The 16,583-nt window shown below is 40.4% G+C and carries 11 protein-coding genes and 1 pseudogene; 8 read left to right on the top strand and 4 right to left on the bottom strand.

What is annotated here, in order from left to right; genetic code table 11:
* Window positions 1–13: 13 nt before the first annotated feature.
* From leuE to BHC43_RS05280, 6 genes are all read left to right on the top strand, one after another.
* Window positions 14–691 (top strand): leucine efflux protein LeuE, encoded by a 678-nt coding sequence (leuE, locus tag BHC43_RS05305; RefSeq protein WP_100151944.1) that lies wholly within the window; start codon window positions 14–16, stop codon window positions 689–691.
* A 70-nt stretch (window positions 692–761) separates the two neighbouring features.
* Window positions 762–3,968, top strand: a complete 3,207-nt coding sequence (gene carB / locus BHC43_RS05300; protein WP_100156729.1) for a carbamoyl-phosphate synthase large subunit — start codon at window positions 762–764, stop codon at window positions 3,966–3,968.
* An 863-nt stretch (window positions 3,969–4,831) separates the two neighbouring features.
* Window positions 4,832–5,584 carry a Nif3-like dinuclear metal center hexameric protein gene (locus BHC43_RS05295; protein ID WP_100156728.1) on the top strand — a complete coding sequence of 251 codons (753 nt, stop codon included), beginning with the start codon at window positions 4,832–4,834 and terminating at the stop codon, window positions 5,582–5,584.
* Window positions 5,585–5,744: 160 nt separating this feature from the next.
* Window positions 5,745–6,350, top strand: a complete 606-nt coding sequence (locus BHC43_RS05290) for a glutathione S-transferase N-terminal domain-containing protein (protein WP_100141216.1) — start codon at window positions 5,745–5,747, stop codon at window positions 6,348–6,350.
* Window positions 6,351–6,375: 25 nt separating this feature from the next.
* Window positions 6,376–6,816, top strand: a complete 441-nt coding sequence (locus BHC43_RS05285; protein ID WP_100156727.1) for a ClpXP protease specificity-enhancing factor — start codon at window positions 6,376–6,378, stop codon at window positions 6,814–6,816.
* 423 nt (window positions 6,817–7,239) lie between these two features.
* A complete protein-coding gene (locus tag BHC43_RS05280) occupies window positions 7,240–7,527 on the top strand; it encodes a hypothetical protein (RefSeq protein ID WP_100141218.1) in 288 nt (95 codons plus the stop codon).
* Between the two features lie 80 nt (window positions 7,528–7,607).
* Here BHC43_RS05280 and BHC43_RS05275 read toward each other — a convergent pair whose 3' ends face one another.
* Window positions 7,608–8,240, bottom strand: coding sequence for a DUF2238 domain-containing protein (locus tag BHC43_RS05275; RefSeq protein ID WP_100156726.1), 633 nt, complete (start codon window positions 8,238–8,240; stop codon window positions 7,608–7,610).
* A 391-nt stretch (window positions 8,241–8,631) separates the two neighbouring features.
* Here BHC43_RS05275 and ahpC point away from each other — a divergent pair, with 391 nt between their 5' ends.
* The gene (ahpC, locus tag BHC43_RS05270; RefSeq protein ID WP_100141220.1) at window positions 8,632–9,198 is read left to right on the top strand and encodes an alkyl hydroperoxide reductase subunit C; all 567 of its coding nucleotides are present in this window, start codon (window positions 8,632–8,634) and stop codon (window positions 9,196–9,198) included.
* A gap of 150 nt (window positions 9,199–9,348) precedes the next feature.
* A complete protein-coding gene (ahpF, locus tag BHC43_RS05265; protein WP_100156725.1) occupies window positions 9,349–10,917 on the top strand; it encodes an alkyl hydroperoxide reductase subunit F in 1,569 nt (522 codons plus the stop codon).
* A gap of 257 nt (window positions 10,918–11,174) precedes the next feature.
* Here ahpF and cueO read toward each other — a convergent pair whose 3' ends face one another.
* The 3 genes and pseudogenes from cueO to BHC43_RS10700 form a co-directional block, all read right to left on the bottom strand.
* Entirely contained in the window at window positions 11,175–12,722 is a 1,548-nt protein-coding gene (cueO, locus tag BHC43_RS05260; protein WP_100156724.1) for a multicopper oxidase CueO, read from the bottom strand.
* 168 nt (window positions 12,723–12,890) lie between these two features.
* Window positions 12,891–16,037 (bottom strand): autotransporter family protein, encoded by a 3,147-nt coding sequence (locus BHC43_RS05255; protein ID WP_100156723.1) that lies wholly within the window; start codon window positions 16,035–16,037, stop codon window positions 12,891–12,893.
* Window positions 16,015–16,583, bottom strand: a pseudogene (locus tag BHC43_RS10700) (hypothetical protein); the annotation flags it as partial. The gene BHC43_RS05255 and the pseudogene BHC43_RS10700, both read right to left, overlap by 23 nt.

The following is a 16,583-nucleotide window of genomic DNA, read 5'->3' as shown; positions in this document are numbered from 1 at the left end:
GACAGGAACACCCGTGTTTGGTATTACTGAGCTGGGAACGTACATAGTTGGTGCTGTTGCCATCATTTTGCTTCCTGGTCCTAATTCAATGTATTGTTTGGCCATGGCTGGAAAATATGGCGTGAGAACAGCATATTGTGCCGTCGCCGGTATATTTTTAGGCGACAGCGTGCTTATGCTGCTTTCAGCTACCGGTGCAGCGTCCATCATTAAAACCATTCCTGTCTTGTTTATGTTGCTGAAGCTGGTTGGTGGTGTGTATTTGTTTTATTTGGGGTGTCAGCTATTACGTTCTGCACTCAGACAATGGCACCACCGTCGGCAGGCTGCCACGGCTTTCAGAGAATCATTGTATGAATCAACCAGTACGGAACCCTCGCCATCAGCACGCTATGTATTTCAGCATGCACTGTTGTTGAGCTTGTTAAATCCGAAAGCCATACTGTTTTTTTTGGCTTTCTTTGTCCAGTTTGTTGATCCGCATTACGCTTATCCTGCAATCAGCTTTCTGCTGCTGGCAATCATTCTGCAGTTATGCAGTATGACTTATCTGAGCATGCTTATTTTCAGCGGATTGTCATTGGTTAAATGGTTTCGTCATTATCAGCGACTTGCTGCGGGTGCAGTAGCCAGCATCGGACTGTTATTTATGGCGTTTGCACTGAAATTATGGATGGCCAGCATAGACTGAAGCACTCTATCAGTAAAAAATGCTGCCGTACTGCTAAATTAAACAGATAATCATTGATAAAGGTATCAATATGCCCAAGCGCACAGACCTAAAATCTATTCTTATTATTGGTGCCGGCCCCATTGTAATCGGTCAGGCATGTGAGTTTGACTATTCCGGTGCACAAGCATGCAAAGCATTACGCGAAGAAGGCTATAAAGTCATCCTTGTGAACTCCAATCCTGCCACTATCATGACCGATCCGGACATGGCCGATGTTACTTATATAGAGCCCATTATGTGGCAAACGGTCGCAAAAATTATCGAAAAAGAACGTCCGGATGCCATCTTGCCAACCATGGGTGGGCAAACAGCACTCAACTGTGCGCTAGACTTAGCGCACCAAGGTATCCTGAAACAATATCAGGTAGAATTGATTGGTGCTTCAGAGGATGCGATCGATAAAGCAGAAGACCGTGGCCGTTTCAAAGAGGCTATGAATAAAATCGGTTTGAATACACCGAAATCCTTTATCTGCCACAGTATGGAGCAGGCACTAGAAGCACAAACACAAGTGGGATTTCCGGCACTCATTAGGCCATCTTTCACTATGGGTGGCAGCGGCGGCGGTATCGCTTATAACAAAGATGAATTTATCAGCATCTGTGAACGCGGTTTCGATGCTTCACCTACACATGAACTGTTGGTCGAACAGTCCGTACTGGGGTGGAAAGAGTATGAGATGGAAGTCGTGCGCGACCGTGCCGACAATTGCATCATCATTTGCTCGATTGAAAACTTTGATCCATGCGGAGTCCATACCGGAGACTCTATTACTGTAGCGCCGGCACAGACTCTTACCGATAAAGAATACCAGCTTATGCGTGATGCATCGTTGGCTGTATTACGCGAAATAGGGGTCGATACAGGGGGGTCTAACGTTCAGTTTGCCATTAATCCGAATAATGGCGAGATGATAGTGATTGAAATGAATCCGCGTGTTAGCCGTTCATCAGCGCTCGCTTCTAAAGCCACAGGTTTCCCAATTGCCAAAATTGCTGCTAAATTGGCTGTTGGCTATACCCTGCATGAATTACAGAACGACATTACCGGCGGCCGGACTCCAGCTTCTTTTGAGCCAGCAATTGATTATGTTGTGACCAAAGTGCCGCGTTTTGCTTTTGAAAAATTTCCAACAGCAGATGATCGTCTGACTACTCAGATGAAATCAGTAGGTGAAGTTATGGCCATCGGCCGTACTTTTCAGGAATCTATACATAAAGCTTTACGCGGTCTAGAAGTAGGTTTGAGCGGTTTTACCAGCCGCAGTAGTGATAGGGCGGTGATTCAGCGTGAATTGGCTAATCCTGGCCCAGAACGTATTCTGTATGTCGCCGACGCCTTCCGAGCCGGTTTTTCTCTTACCGAAATCCAGCAGATATGCGCTATTGATCCATGGTTTCTGGCTCAAATTGCTGATTTAATTACAGAAGAGCAGCAATTATCTGGCCAGAAGCTTGATAACATTGATTACGCCAGCTTGCGTAGGCTGAAGCGCAAAGGTTTTTCAGATAAACGTCTGGCTCAGTTGCTGGGTTCTGATGAAACTAGCGTGCGACAGCATCGGCATCAGCTGAAGCTCCATCCAGTATACAAACGTGTTGATACCTGTGCAGCTGAATTTGCTACCGACACTGCCTATCTGTATTCCACTTATGAAGAAGAGTGTGAGGCTGAGCCGAGTCAGCGAAAAAAAATCATGATTCTGGGTGGTGGACCAAATCGGATTGGACAGGGTATCGAATTTGATTATTGCTGTGTGCATGCTGCTTTGGCTTTGCGTGAGTCTGGTTTTGAAACCATCATGGTTAACTGTAATCCTGAAACTGTGTCTACAGATTACGATACTTCCGATCGTCTGTATTTCGAACCACTCACACTCGAAGATGTACTCGAAATTTGCCATACTGAGCAACCAGACGGCCTGATTGTACATTATGGTGGTCAAACGCCCCTTAAACTGGCGAATGAACTAGTAGCCAATGGTGTAAACATCATCGGAACTTCGGCAGATGCCATTGATGCAGCGGAAGACAGAGAACGTTTCCAAAAGATTTTGTATACTTTGAAATTGCGTCAGCCGGAAAACCGTACCGCACGTACCGAAGGCGAAGCATTACAGCTAGCAGAAGAAGTTGGCTATCCGTTGGTAGTACGTCCTTCTTACGTACTTGGTGGCCGTGCCATGCAGGTGGTACATTCAGCTACCGAACTACAAACCTATATGCGCGAAGCTGTGCAGGTATCCAACGACAGTCCGGTATTACTCGATTATTTCCTCAGTCATGCCATCGAAGTAGACGTAGATTGTGTCTGCGATGGGCAGCAGGTGGTAATTGGCGGCATTATGCAGCACGTAGAACAGGCTGGGGTACATAGTGGTGATTCTGCCTGCTCCATTCCGCCATATTCTTTGTCGCCTGCCATTCAGGATGAAATTCGTCGCCAAACAGCAGCTATGGCTAAAGAATTAAAAGTTGTTGGGCTGATGAACGTGCAATTTGCGGTACAGGATGATGTTGTCTACGTTCTAGAAGTCAACCCGCGTGCTTCACGTACCGTACCCTTTGTATCCAAAGCTACCAGCGTACCACTGGCTAAAATCGGTGCACGGGTTATGGCAGGCATATCACTTGCAGAGCAGTGCTTCACGCAGGAAATTATTCCAGAATTCTATGCAGTTAAAGAAGCTGTGTTCCCATTCATTAAATTCCCCGGTGTCGATACCATTCTGGGGCCAGAAATGCGTTCAACTGGTGAAGTGATGGGCGTAGGTGAAACTTTTGCCGAAGCTTATCTAAAAGCACAGCTTGGTGCTGGTGAACGTATGCCGGCCATCGGCAAAGTTTTCCTAGCTGTACGGGATGAAGACAAGCCCTCTGTGGTGCAGGTAGCCACTAATTTTCAGTCACTCGGCTATGGTCTTTGTGCCACGCGCGGTACTGCAGCTTTTCTGGCACAGCATGGGATTAATGTACAGGTAGTTAATAAAGTTACTGAAGGCAGACCGCATATAGTCGATGCCATCAAAAATGGCGAAATTGCACTGGTAGTAAACACTGTTAGCAGTGATATGCAATCCATCCAAGACAGCCACTCGATCCGCCGCAGTGCACTCAATATGCGCGTGCCTCTGTACACTACTATTGCAGGCGCACTGGCCATGAGCGAAGGTGTCAGCCAGTTGTCTCATACCCAAGTGTACAGTATTCAGAATCTGCATCAACGTGTTAAATAAATCATAATTTCAGATAATTTTTTATACAGAATAAGGCCATTAGCTGTATTTATAACAGTTAATGGCTTTTTAAATATAAGTTATACATATCCAATTTATATTGATTTATTTTGTGTTCAATTAATAAATTAGCTTTCATAATATATAAAGCATTTAAATGCTAGAAAAAGCTTTGTATGTATTAATTGAAATAAGCTTTTATGTATGCTTTTGTCAATGCTGCATGATGTATAAGATTGGCTTGTACATGCAAGTTTGAATTTTCGAAATTACCGGTAGACTTATACACTATTGTCAGGTCAACTGTTTTACCAGATTTGCAGCAGGAAATGATTACAGTGTTCAGTGTGTTTTTTTTTAATTATAAATACGCTTTTAGATGTATTTACATACTAGTTTAATCCAAACTTTCCTAATATGTTTGTTTTATAAAAAACTCAAAAATTAAAATCAGTAGTTTTTCCTTAAAAACATTGAGGCAAAATAAGAGCAAGTTTTTTGTAACTGTTTAAAAGGTGTAGATAGTAATTGTTGTGGTATCTGTCATAGTAAGTTTATCCAGTAGTATTTTTTTTTGCACTTTGCTACTGCTATTATTTAGCTTATTAAGTAAATAAAATTTATGCACCCCATTACATTTCCTTTTAAACTAGAATTTTTTAAATTGTATTTATAGATCAATGTATTGAAATTTATTTAAGTGTTATTCGAAACATGATTTTAGAATTAATACATGAAATTTGTTTGTACAATTTATAAAATGAACAATATAGCCAGCGCTATTAGGTTTTAATTCAATCAATTGTTTAATCTAGTATATATAATTAAGAAAAAGTCGTATTCATATTGATATAAGGTAATTCATGGCCAATAGAAATGAGATTTTAGACTGGTGTGCTACGCAGCTTGATATAAACCAGTTTCGTGATTTTTGCCCCAATGGACTGCAGATAGAGGGCAAGAATGAGGTGAATAGGATCGTCTGTGCAGTCACTGCCAGTCAGGCAGCGATTGATTTTGCTGTTGCTCAGCAAGCAGATATGCTACTGGTACATCATGGTATGTTTTGGAAAAACGAAAATGCGGTTATTACCGGCTGGAAAAAGCGTCGCATTCAGACGCTGTTATGCCATGATATTAATCTTGCTGGCTATCATTTGCCACTGGATGCACACCAACGATGGGGTAATAACGTGCAGTTGGGGTTACGTTTGGGTTGGCAGCTTGACGGATGTGGTGGGGAACAGAACCTGCTGCAATTCGGCACTCTGACTCATCCACAAACTCCGGTAGAGCTTGCTGAGCAGCTGGCACAAAATCTTGGTCGAAAACCGTTGCTGTTAAGTACCAAGCCACAACAGCAGATTCGTAAACTGGGCTGGTGCACTGGTGGGGGTCAAAGTTTTTTTCAGCAGGCCATTGATACAGGAGTAGATGCTTTTATCACAGGTGAAGTATCCGAACCACAATACCATTTGGCACAGGAGTACGGTGTTGTGTTTATCGCTGCCGGGCATCATGCAACTGAACGCTATGGTATTCAGGCTCTGGCGCAGGCTTTGGCAGCACAGTTTAACATCCACCAACAGTTTTTTGATGAACCCAATCCTGCATAGTTGCTATGGTTGTACAGAAGTAAGTTTTTTTAGAAAAATTTTTAATAAACATAAACTTAAGCTATTTTTCTGGTAAAAATAGAGTCATTTGTCTATAATTAGATAATTTTTTTGACACCACACTGTATTGATATTATACGGTAATTCTGGGAAATTAATCATGATGACATTATATGCGGGTATTACCTGCCCGTTTAGTCAGCGTTGCAGCTTTGTCCTGTATGAAAAGGGCATGGATTTTGAAATAAAAGATGTAGACGTTTACAATAAGCCTGAAGATTTGGCTGTGATGAACCCTTATAATCAGGTACCCGTGCTAGTGGAGCGTGACCTGATTCTGTATGAATCCAATATTATTAATGAATACATTGATGAACGCTTTCCTCATCCGCAGCTGATGCCGGCAGATCCGGTTATGCGTGGCCGGGGCCGTCTGGTTTTGTATCGGCTAGAAAAGGAACTGTTCAGCCATGTACTGGTATTGGAAAATCCAGAATCCAGTAATAAAGAAATGAATAAAGCCCGCGAAGCCATTACACAGGGGCTAACTATGCTGGCACCGGCATTTAGCAAGAATAAATACATTATTGGTGATGATTTTTCCATGATTGATGTGGCACTGGCGCCGTTGTTATGGCGCTTGGATCACTATGACATTAAGTTGCCAAAATCGGCAGCACCTTTGCTGAAATATGCAGAACGTATTTTCCAACGCGAAGCCTTCATTGATGCATTAACACCGGCAGAAAAGGCCATGCGTCGTTAAGCATTCTTGATAAAGGGAGAACACAATGAGCAAACTGAGTACTAAACCTTACATTCTACGCGCTCTGTATGAGTGGGCGCTGGACAGTGGTTATACACCGCACATTGTTGCATGGGTAAATGATAAAACCCAAGTCCCTCTTCAGTATGTTCGAGATAATGAGATTGTGCTCAATATTGGTGCTGTGGCAGCGCATAATCTGAATATTGATAATGAGTGGGTAAGCTTTGCAGCTCGTTTCAACGGTATATCACATGATATCTGGATTCCAGTTGGACATGTTATTAGTCTGTTTGCTCGGGAAACTGGTGAGGGAATGGGTTTCGAATTAGAGCCGCTTACTGATGAAAAAGCTTCGATTTCTACATCCGAAGAGACTTTTGATACGGAAAATAGCTCCGAAAAAAATCCGGCTGCTGAAACTAATCAGTCTGGCGGGAAAAAAGGGCTAAAAATTGTCAAATAAATGAATTTATTTAATAATTTTTGAGGCTATCAGATGCAAAAGGCTGAAATGGATTAATTTCAGCCTTTTTTGATTTTTATATTCCAATGTTTTTTTACAACAAGTATTACACTTCAATTACTCAAAAATATCCAGGCAATCGCAGATAAATTTATTTTTAATAAATTTTTTTACAATCATAATTAAATCAGTTAATACTAAACATTTTTATTTCAAGCAACTAGTATTTTTGTAGGCTGTTTTTATTACAATTTTTAATCATCAGTATGAGGAAGTAAAATATATATTATTGCCTGTTTTTAAAATCATATTTAAATGAATGATACTTCATTGTAAAAGTAATATAGGTTAGAATAAGTACCATTAAGTAATTAAATTTTACAATTGATTTCCTCTGCTTTACATGTACTGGAGTTTGAACTTATGAACCAAACTACTGAATCTGCTGCAGTTGGTAAGGATTTAAGTGAACAGCTGACGCATAAAGAACAAAAATTTAAACGGGTAAAATTTTATTTCAATGCAATTTTTGCTTTATGCTTTATCGTTTTTGCTTTGGGTTTGGTGTGGATGAATGTTATGGCTATAGCCAGTTCATTTATCACAGCGATGATGTTTGGTATGGCTTATCTGGGTGTGATTATGATTTTTGAAGAAGATATCAAAGAAATCAAAATCAAGCTGGAAAAAAGTGCATCAGTTAATATTTGACTTTTTTTGATTAGTAGATATTGTTTCTGTACTCTTATCTGAACAAAATAGAGCCTAAACTATTTTAGGATAAATAAACATTATTTAGTTGGATACATGGAGTGGAAGGTTTTTTCTTCGTTCTCTGGCTGTAAATGACGTTTACTGAAGTAGAGATAAATCAGCATGCTGCTGGCGCCGATTAGACACCATAGCATATCTTTCTGAGTATCCCATACATCGCCTTGTGTACCCAGAAAAGCGACAGCTTCCTGATTACTGATTTCTGCTACCATCCATTCGAATAGCTCATAAATGGCACTGATAGCCATACATACACAGCCACTTAGAAAGATTACCCAACTACGTTGGCGTACGATGTGCAAGCCCCAGAGTAATTCGCTGGCGATAATGGCTGGCGAGAAACCCTGAAAAAAATGGCCTAATTTATCGTAATTATTTCGTGACCAGCCAAGCAAGCTGCGCAGGTAATTAAATACTGGTTCTTGTGCATAGGTGTAATGGCCCCCGATCAATAAAATTAATGCATGAATCAGTACGACCCAGTACATCAATTTACTGAAGCGGAAACGGGAATAGGTACATATAAGTATTGCAACACCTATCAAAGCCGGAAATACTTCTAGCCCCCAAGTGGGATAGTCATGTGGCTGATAGCCAGACCATATTAAAACTACTAGGAATAAGGCTAATTGCAGAATATGACTTTTCATAGGTTTCAGCCCCTGCATATTACTGGTTAGGATGTACAGTCAAATTTGTCCCGTAATAATAGAAATCAAAACTTAGATTTCAATATGTAATCAAATATATAGGCTTGATTTAATTATTATAGTCTGGTTTTAATTGTGAATGAAATACTCAGAGAAACAATGATTTCAAAAGTCATCTTAGTTTCAGTTTTCATTATCTGCTTAGTAGAATGGATTAAATAATGATTTTCTCAATGCTTTTTAAAAATTATCAGGTGTTAAAAAATCAAATATTTGATTTTTATAAATAAAAAAAACTATCGCTTACATAAAATCATTTGATTATATTTATTAAAGAATTTTGTGTACTATACGTTCATTAATTAATTCAACCTTTTTTAAGGAGATACTTATGGTTGCTAATGTAAATACCGAAATTAAACCTTTTAATACCACAGCTTTTCATAACGGTAAATTTGTTGATATCAGTGATGCTGATGTGAAAGGTAAATGGTCTGTTTTCTTTTTCTACCCAGCTGACTTTACTTTTGTTTGCCCGACTGAATTAGGTGATCTAGCTGATCATTATGATGAATTGCAAAAAATGGGTGTGGAAGTTTACTCTGTATCTACCGATACACATTTCACTCATAAAGCTTGGCATGATACTTCTGATACCATTGCAAAAATCAAATATTTTATGCTGGGCGACCGTAATGGTACGCTGGCTACTAATTTTGGTGTAATGCGCGAAGGTCAAGGTTCTGCTGACCGTGCTACTTTCTTGGTAGACCCTCAAGGTATCATTCAGAGTGTGGAAGTAACTGCTGAAGGTATCGGACGTGAAGCATCTGATTTGGTACGTAAAGTTAAAGCTGCCCAGTATGTAGCATCTCATCCGGGTGAAGTATGTCCAGCTAAATGGAAAGAAGGCGATAAAACACTGGCTCCTTCTTTGGAACTGGTTGGTAAAATTTAAGCACTTAAACACACACATCTTATCTGCTGTTAATTAGCAGCCATTCAGTCCGGATACCGGCTGCGGTATCTGGGCTTTTTAGTAAAATAAATATACAGGCTATCAAAAATAGAATATCGATTGTTATTTTTAATGTAATGGAGCAGTAATATGTTAGACGACACCCTGAAAAGCCAATTAAAAGCTTATTTAGAATATGTAACCAGACCGGTTGAAATCATAGCAACTCTGGATGAAAGTGCAGGTGCTCGCGACATGCTGGCACTGTTACAAGAGGTAGAAGCACTTAGTGATAAAGTTTCCTTACGCACTGATGGTGAGTCTGAACGTAAGCCCAGTTTTGAAATTACCAATCCGGGTACACATACCGGACTGATATTCGCCGGTAACCCGATGGGGCATGAGTTTAGTTCGCTGGTGCTGGCCTTATTACAGGTAGGCGGACATCCTTCTAAAGAAGCAGAATCTTTACAGCAGCAGATTAAAAATCTGCAAGGCAACTATCATTTTGAAACCTATTATTCAATTACATGTCATAATTGTCCGGATGTAATTCAGGCGCTGAATCTGATGACTATTCTTAATCCGAATATCACGCATACAGCAATTGACGGAGCTCTGTTTCAGGATGAAATTGAAGCCAAACAGATTATGGGTGTGCCGGCAGTTTTTCTGAATGGTGAATCCTTTGGTCAGGGGCGGATGGAGCTTGCTGAAATAGTAGCTAAACTGGATAGCAATGCCGCCAGTGATGTTGTAGATGAATTGAATGCCAAGGCACCCTTTGATGTGTTGATTGTTGGTGGCGGACCAGCGGGTGCAGCAGCTGGAGTATATGCTGCACGTAAGGGTATCCGTACAGGAATAGTGGCAGAACGTTTTGGTGGGCAGGTACTGGATACGCTTGAGATTGAAAATTATATTTCGGTATTGACAACAGATGGTCCACGGTTTGCTCGTGATCTGGAAAGCCATGTACGCAGTTATGATGTCGATATTATGAATCTGCAAAAAGTCAGTGCACTGGTACCGGCTAAAACTGAAGGTGGCCTGATTGAAGTACATACCGAAAGTGGTGCTGTGCTGAAATCTCGTACAGTAATTCTTTCTACAGGTGCTCACTGGCGTTCGATGAATGTACCGGGTGAACAGGAGTACCGAACTAAAGGTGTTACCTATTGTCCGCATTGCGATGGCCCGTTATTTAAGGGTAAAGATGTAGCTGTAATAGGCGGTGGTAATTCTGGAGTAGAAGCTGCCATTGATCTGGCTGGTGTGGTGAAGAGCGTCAATTTGCTCGAATTTTCCGATAAAATGCGTGCAGATGAAGTTTTGCAGCATAAACTAAACAGTTTGCCCAATGTAAAAGTTATCTTAAATGCCCAGACAACTGAAGTTACTGGTGCTGAAGGTAAGGTTAATGGTTTGAATTATCAGGACAGAACTACTAATACTGCTCATCATCTAGCTTTAGAGGGTATTTTTGTTCAGATTGGTCTGCTGCCCAATACCAGCTTTTTGCAGGGTACCGTTGAGTTAACTGAACCAATGCATGAAATTGCGATTGACCGCTATGGTAAAACGAGTGTACCCGGTGTCTTTGCTGCCGGTGATTGTACTAATGTACCTTATAAACAAATTATTATTGCTGCCGGTGAAGGGGCAAAAGCAGCCTTAAGTGCTTTTGATTATCTAATTCGCACCAGTGTACCACAATAACTGTTTTTTATTATTTATCCCTCAAAATTTGCTGTTTTGAGGGATATTTCTATTCTAGCCAAATAAAGATTGTTTCGGATTGCCTGCAGCTATCCGAGAGTATTCAACAAACCTTGTTTGAAAAAATCGCAACAGTAATAAATCTATTCTCGTATGTGCAACTGAGTAGCGAAGATATGATAATAATATTTATCAGCTGTGTTCTTTCGTTTCTACTCTAGTACAAATTGTTCCATTTTTTGAACTTATTATTTGCTTCATACCGTAAAACTTAGCATCATGCCAGTATCCTCATGTTCGAGTATATGACAATGTGCCATGTAGGGGAAACTAGATGGAGCAGGGTGGTTGAATTTGACCAATACTTTGCTTACAGCACCTTCTACACTGACTATATCTTTCCACCCTGCACGATGAGCTGGCGGAATTTTACCGTTTTCACTTAAGATTCTGAATTGAGTACCGTGTATATGGAAGGGGTGTAGCATCATATCGCCTACACCGGATATTTCCCAGCATTCATACTGTCCTTTATTAGCTTTAAAGGCTGGTTTGTGGATATCAAAAGTCTGGCCGTTAATCCGATTTGCATGCATCAAATCTAAATCAGTCATGTTTGCCTGCATATTATGATGCATCACAGCCATCTGTCCGTGGTTTGTTGGCATGTGATGCATGGATGAGTCGCCGGAAAGTTGCTGTAAAGCCTTCATGCCAAGAGTGTCCAGCTGTGAATCCATAGACAATTTAAATTGTCTATTAGTTAGAATATCTACAGAGGGGATGGCAGGTAGCTTATTGTTAAGCTGTTCCGGCAAAGTGGCGTTGTTCCGAGTAGATACGGTGGCCATTTGGATAATTGGGTAGGGATGATCAAAAGGAGCTAGATTCATTCCCATTTGCTTAACTGGCAATGTCAGTAGGTCAAATGCCTGTCCATTGCTTGTATCAATTAGTACTTCAAAACGTTCAGCCGGCAACATGTACAGATTCTGCACTGCTACCGGTTCAGGCAGAAAGCCTCCATCACTGGCAATAACATACATCGGCCGGTGATCACTGCATGCCAGATTCAGGCTTCTGGCGTTACAGCCGTTGAGCAGACGCAGTCGTAGCCAGCCACGTGGCGCATAATGTTGAGGATACAGCTGCCCATTACACAGCAGAGTATCGCCAAACCAGCCCACAGCAGCACTGAGTACATTAAGCTCATAATCAATCTGCCCATTCTCATCAAATTTTTTATCCTGAATTATCAGCGGAATATCATCTATTCCCCAGTTTTTAGGTAATGGCAAGCTGGTGCTGTTGGCATCTTCTAGCAAAAGCATACCGGCCAGCCCCATGGCTACTTGTTTTCCAGAATGCATATGCGGATGCGGATGATACCAGCAGGTTGCAGCCTGTTGTATTGAAGTAAGGTTGATTTGCCGTGTTTGTCCGGCTTCAATGCTTGCTTGTGGCCCACCATCAGCGATACCTGATATTTCCATACCATGCCAGTGTACTGTAGTGGCTTCGTTAAGACGGTTATGTACTGTAATCTGCACAGGTTTGTCTCGGTACAAGCGAATTACAGGCCCGAGTAAAGCACCATTGTACCCCCATGTGGTAATCAGATTTTTGCCAAACTGGCTTTTACCTTGCTGTACAGTAAGTTGAATTTTAGTCTGTTTGGCAGTGTCCAGCAAAGGCGGGATTATCAGCTTCGGTAAGGCTGCATTTCCCTTGGCAAAAGCCGGCCATGGCAGGCCGGCTGCTGCTCCTAATAATGTGGAATATTTGAGAAAATCACGTCTGTTCATGATAATTCCTCTATAAAAATAAATAGCTTAAACCTTTACGTGTAGGTAAGGTCAAGCTATTCTGCCAAAATTTTTTTCTGAAATTAAAAAACAGGACAAAACCTTTTGCAGTTTTGTCCTGTTGCGAACCTCTTATTGCATCATACTGTCAATTTTGCAATTACAGGTTTATAACCAAGTATATTTATAACCCATTGTGCCCTTTAAACCTTTACGTTTGTCGCTACCAAAGTTTTTCTCGTAACGTACATCTCCGTAAAAATCACTCTGTTTGGTAATTGGCAGTTGAATACCCAAACCGAGCTCTCCCCAGGTTTTAGCATATTCTTCTTTCAAGCTATCGCGGCCAATATCAACAGATTTTGGATTAACAAAATCATGCCAGATATTCGCAACGCCATAGAATGATGAAGGTGGTAAATTATCCGTTACATCACCGTTATAGCCAAAGCGCATACCTACACGACCGCGCAATGCAGATGGGTCGTGCTGATCAACATGGCGAATACGGTCATTAAAATCATCCAGAGACAAATACTGATAAACCAACTGAGCCTGTGGTTCGATAAACCAGTTGTTACCGTAAACAATGAAAGATTTTCCAGTTTCAGCGGATAATGCTGCACCCCAGCCATTTTGATGCTCGGATTCATTAGAGCGTGCACTATATTTATTACGTAGATAAGTTACCTGGCCTACAAGATCTACATAGCCACCATTAATACCGTAGAATGTACCATAGCCACCAACACTTACTGCATCCGTACGGCCTTTACCATTGTAGTGGTCATCTACAACTCTACCGTTTTCTGAGCGATATTGATCTCGGAAGTCATTTTCATTATGACCATAAGCTACATAGCCACCTACATGTCGGCGTGTACCATTTTTATCGTTTTCATCCAATATAAAATCGTGACCAATTTGAAGAACAGACTGATTTCCGGCAGTATCCAAACGTTTCTTACCATCTTTATCCAGATGTTTTACAACTACTCTGGCCCATGTTTGCTGTTGGTCTTCACCTAGAGCCGTATTATTGGTACCGTTGATATTGTAAGTCTGATTTTCACTACGACGTTCATGCAATGTACCGATCGTGGTAAAGCCTAGTTCCATATCTGCTGTAGGCATTTGTACATAGCCTGATACCGGTTCTGCATAAATGGGTACTTCAGGTGGATTGGGTTTGTCTGGACCAGTTTTGCCCTTAGCTTTTAAAGTCCATGCATAATCTGTTCCTGCTGAGCCATCCGCACGAGTGGTGTTGATTTTTTCAAGCTGTGCTTCACCGGCATTTGTAGTTGGAGCTTTACCTGTAAAGTCACTTCCTGTTGTTTGTCCGTCTACGTGTACAACGACAGCAGAATGGATAGGTATTTCTTTCTGCGTTACATCACCATAGATTCCATTTTTATTGGCTGTATGTACAGTTGTCGGTTTATTCCCGATTACATTTCCAGCAATGTCTACACGGTCACTGTAAGTGGTGCCATCCTTATTCCAGAACGTATTAACGTACATCTGACCACCACCCGTATAGTCACCTTTTACTGTTATGCTATGGTATTTATCTTTATCAGCAGCATTTACTGAAGGAATCTCTGGAAATTTAATCGTTCCTTTGCTGTTTGTCAGATTGGTTAGCACAGAATTGCCGGTATTTGTCCAAATACCCTGATTATCAAGATCAATTTTTCCGTTTTTGGCGAAACCTGAATTACTGGTGGTACCGGTAAAGTTTCCAGTGTTTACGCCTATAATTGATCCAGAATTGGCATTGACAAGATTACCCTCAAAATCAGCTGTGTTACTAAATGTTATCAAACCGGAACTAGCTACATCATTAGTTACATCTGTTCGAAGTATATGGTTATTGATGACCGAAACTTCACCAGTTCCAGAGTTGGTAATCTGTGCAGGAGAGCTTACCCCCTGGTTGATAAAACTGATCTTACCAGAGCGGTTATTAATAATATTACTGCTGAGATTACCTAAGCTTTCATTGGTGATTTTGATTGCCCCTGAAGCATCGTTACGGATAGTACTTGTAAGTGTCTTTCTATTGATAATCTCAATATTATTTTCATCTGATCCTTTGCGTTCACCCAAATTAGCTATTAAACCACCCAAAACATCATCGTTTGTAATTTGGATATTACCTTTTTTGTTATTCGTAATTTCGCTATCAAGATGACCCTTCAGATTATTATGAATTTCTATAGTACCTTCATCATTGTTAGTAATCTTATTTCCATTCATTTGACCATTATTTTCTACTATAAGCGTACCGGTACCATTATTATCAAATGCTCTGCTCATAGTATTGTTATTGGTAATCTTTAAAGTGCCGTTATTCAAATTGTTAATTTTTCCGGTACTGCTGCTGACTCCTGTAGCTTTGTTATCAATATTTCCGTTGTTTATCAGAGAAATCATTCCGGAACTTTCATTAGAGATATCACCATCTAGCTCACCATCAGTACTATTGGTAACCTCAATACTACCCGTTCCTTGGTTAGTGATATTACCGGTAATTTTTCTGTTATTAATAATATTAATATTATTAGTATCAGAAAGCCCTTTAGCCCCAGTATTCGTAATGGATCCGCTTAAGATATTGTTATTAACAATCTTAATAGCACCGGTGGAAGAGTTACTAATCGCACTACCAAGCTCACCAGTTTCTTTATTATTGATAGTAATCGAACCGGTACCGTTATTGTTAATCTGATTACTGCTGGAATTACCTTCATTATCTAAAGTAATGCTACCGGAACCACCATTATTGATATTACCGGTGATTGAACCGGCATCTTTAGTATTCTGAACATGGATACTACCTTTGCCATTATTAATAACCGTACCAGTAAGATTTTTGTTATTGGTAATATCAATATTATTAGCAGCAGTAGTGTTCGCATCACCAGTATTCGTAATGGTGCCGCCCAGAACATTATCATTAACAATCTTAATAGCACCGGTGGAAGAGTTACTAATCGCACTATCAATTACACCAGTTTCTTTATTATTGATAGTAATCGAACCGGTACCGTTATTGTTAATCTGATTACTGCTGGAATTACCTTCATTATCTAAAGTAATGCTACCGGAACCACCATTATTGATATTACCGGTGATTGAACCGGCATCTTTAGTATTCTGAACATGGATACTACCTTTGCCATTATTAATAACCGTACCAGTAAGATTTTTGTTATTGGTAATATCAATATTATTAGCAGCAGTAGTGTTCGCATCACCAGTATTCGTAATGGTGCCGCCCAGAACATTATCCGCAGAATTTATTAACAATCTTAATAGCACCGGTGGAAGAGTTACTAATCGCACTATCAATTACACCAGTTTCTTTATTATTGATAGTAATCGAACCGGTACCGTTATTGTTAATCTGATTACTGCTGGAATTACCTTCATTATCTAAAGTAATGCTACCGGAACCACCATTATTGATATTACCGGTGATTGAACCGGCATCTTTAGTATTCTGAACATGGATACTACCTTTGCCATTATTAATAACCGTACCAGTAAGATTTTTGTTATTGGTAATATCAATATTATTAGCAGCAGTAGTGTTCGCATCACCAGTATTCGTAATGGTGCCGCCCAGAACATTATCATTAACAATCTTAATAGCACCGGTGGAAGAGTTACTAATCGCACTATCAATTACACCAGTGTCTTTATTATTGATAGTAATCAAACCGGTATCGGTATTGTTAATCTGATTACTGCTGGAATTACCTTCATTATCTAAAGTAATGCTACCGGAACCACCATTATTGATATTACCGGTGATTGAACCGGCATCTTTAGTATTCTGAACATGGATACTAC

This window comes from Snodgrassella alvi, assembly GCF_002777855.1.
In the GTDB taxonomy this organism is placed as follows: Bacteria; Pseudomonadota; Gammaproteobacteria; order Burkholderiales; family Neisseriaceae; genus Snodgrassella; species Snodgrassella alvi_E.
The sequence above is the reverse complement of the archived record's forward strand: the minus strand, read 5'-3'. Positions and strand labels throughout refer to the sequence as shown.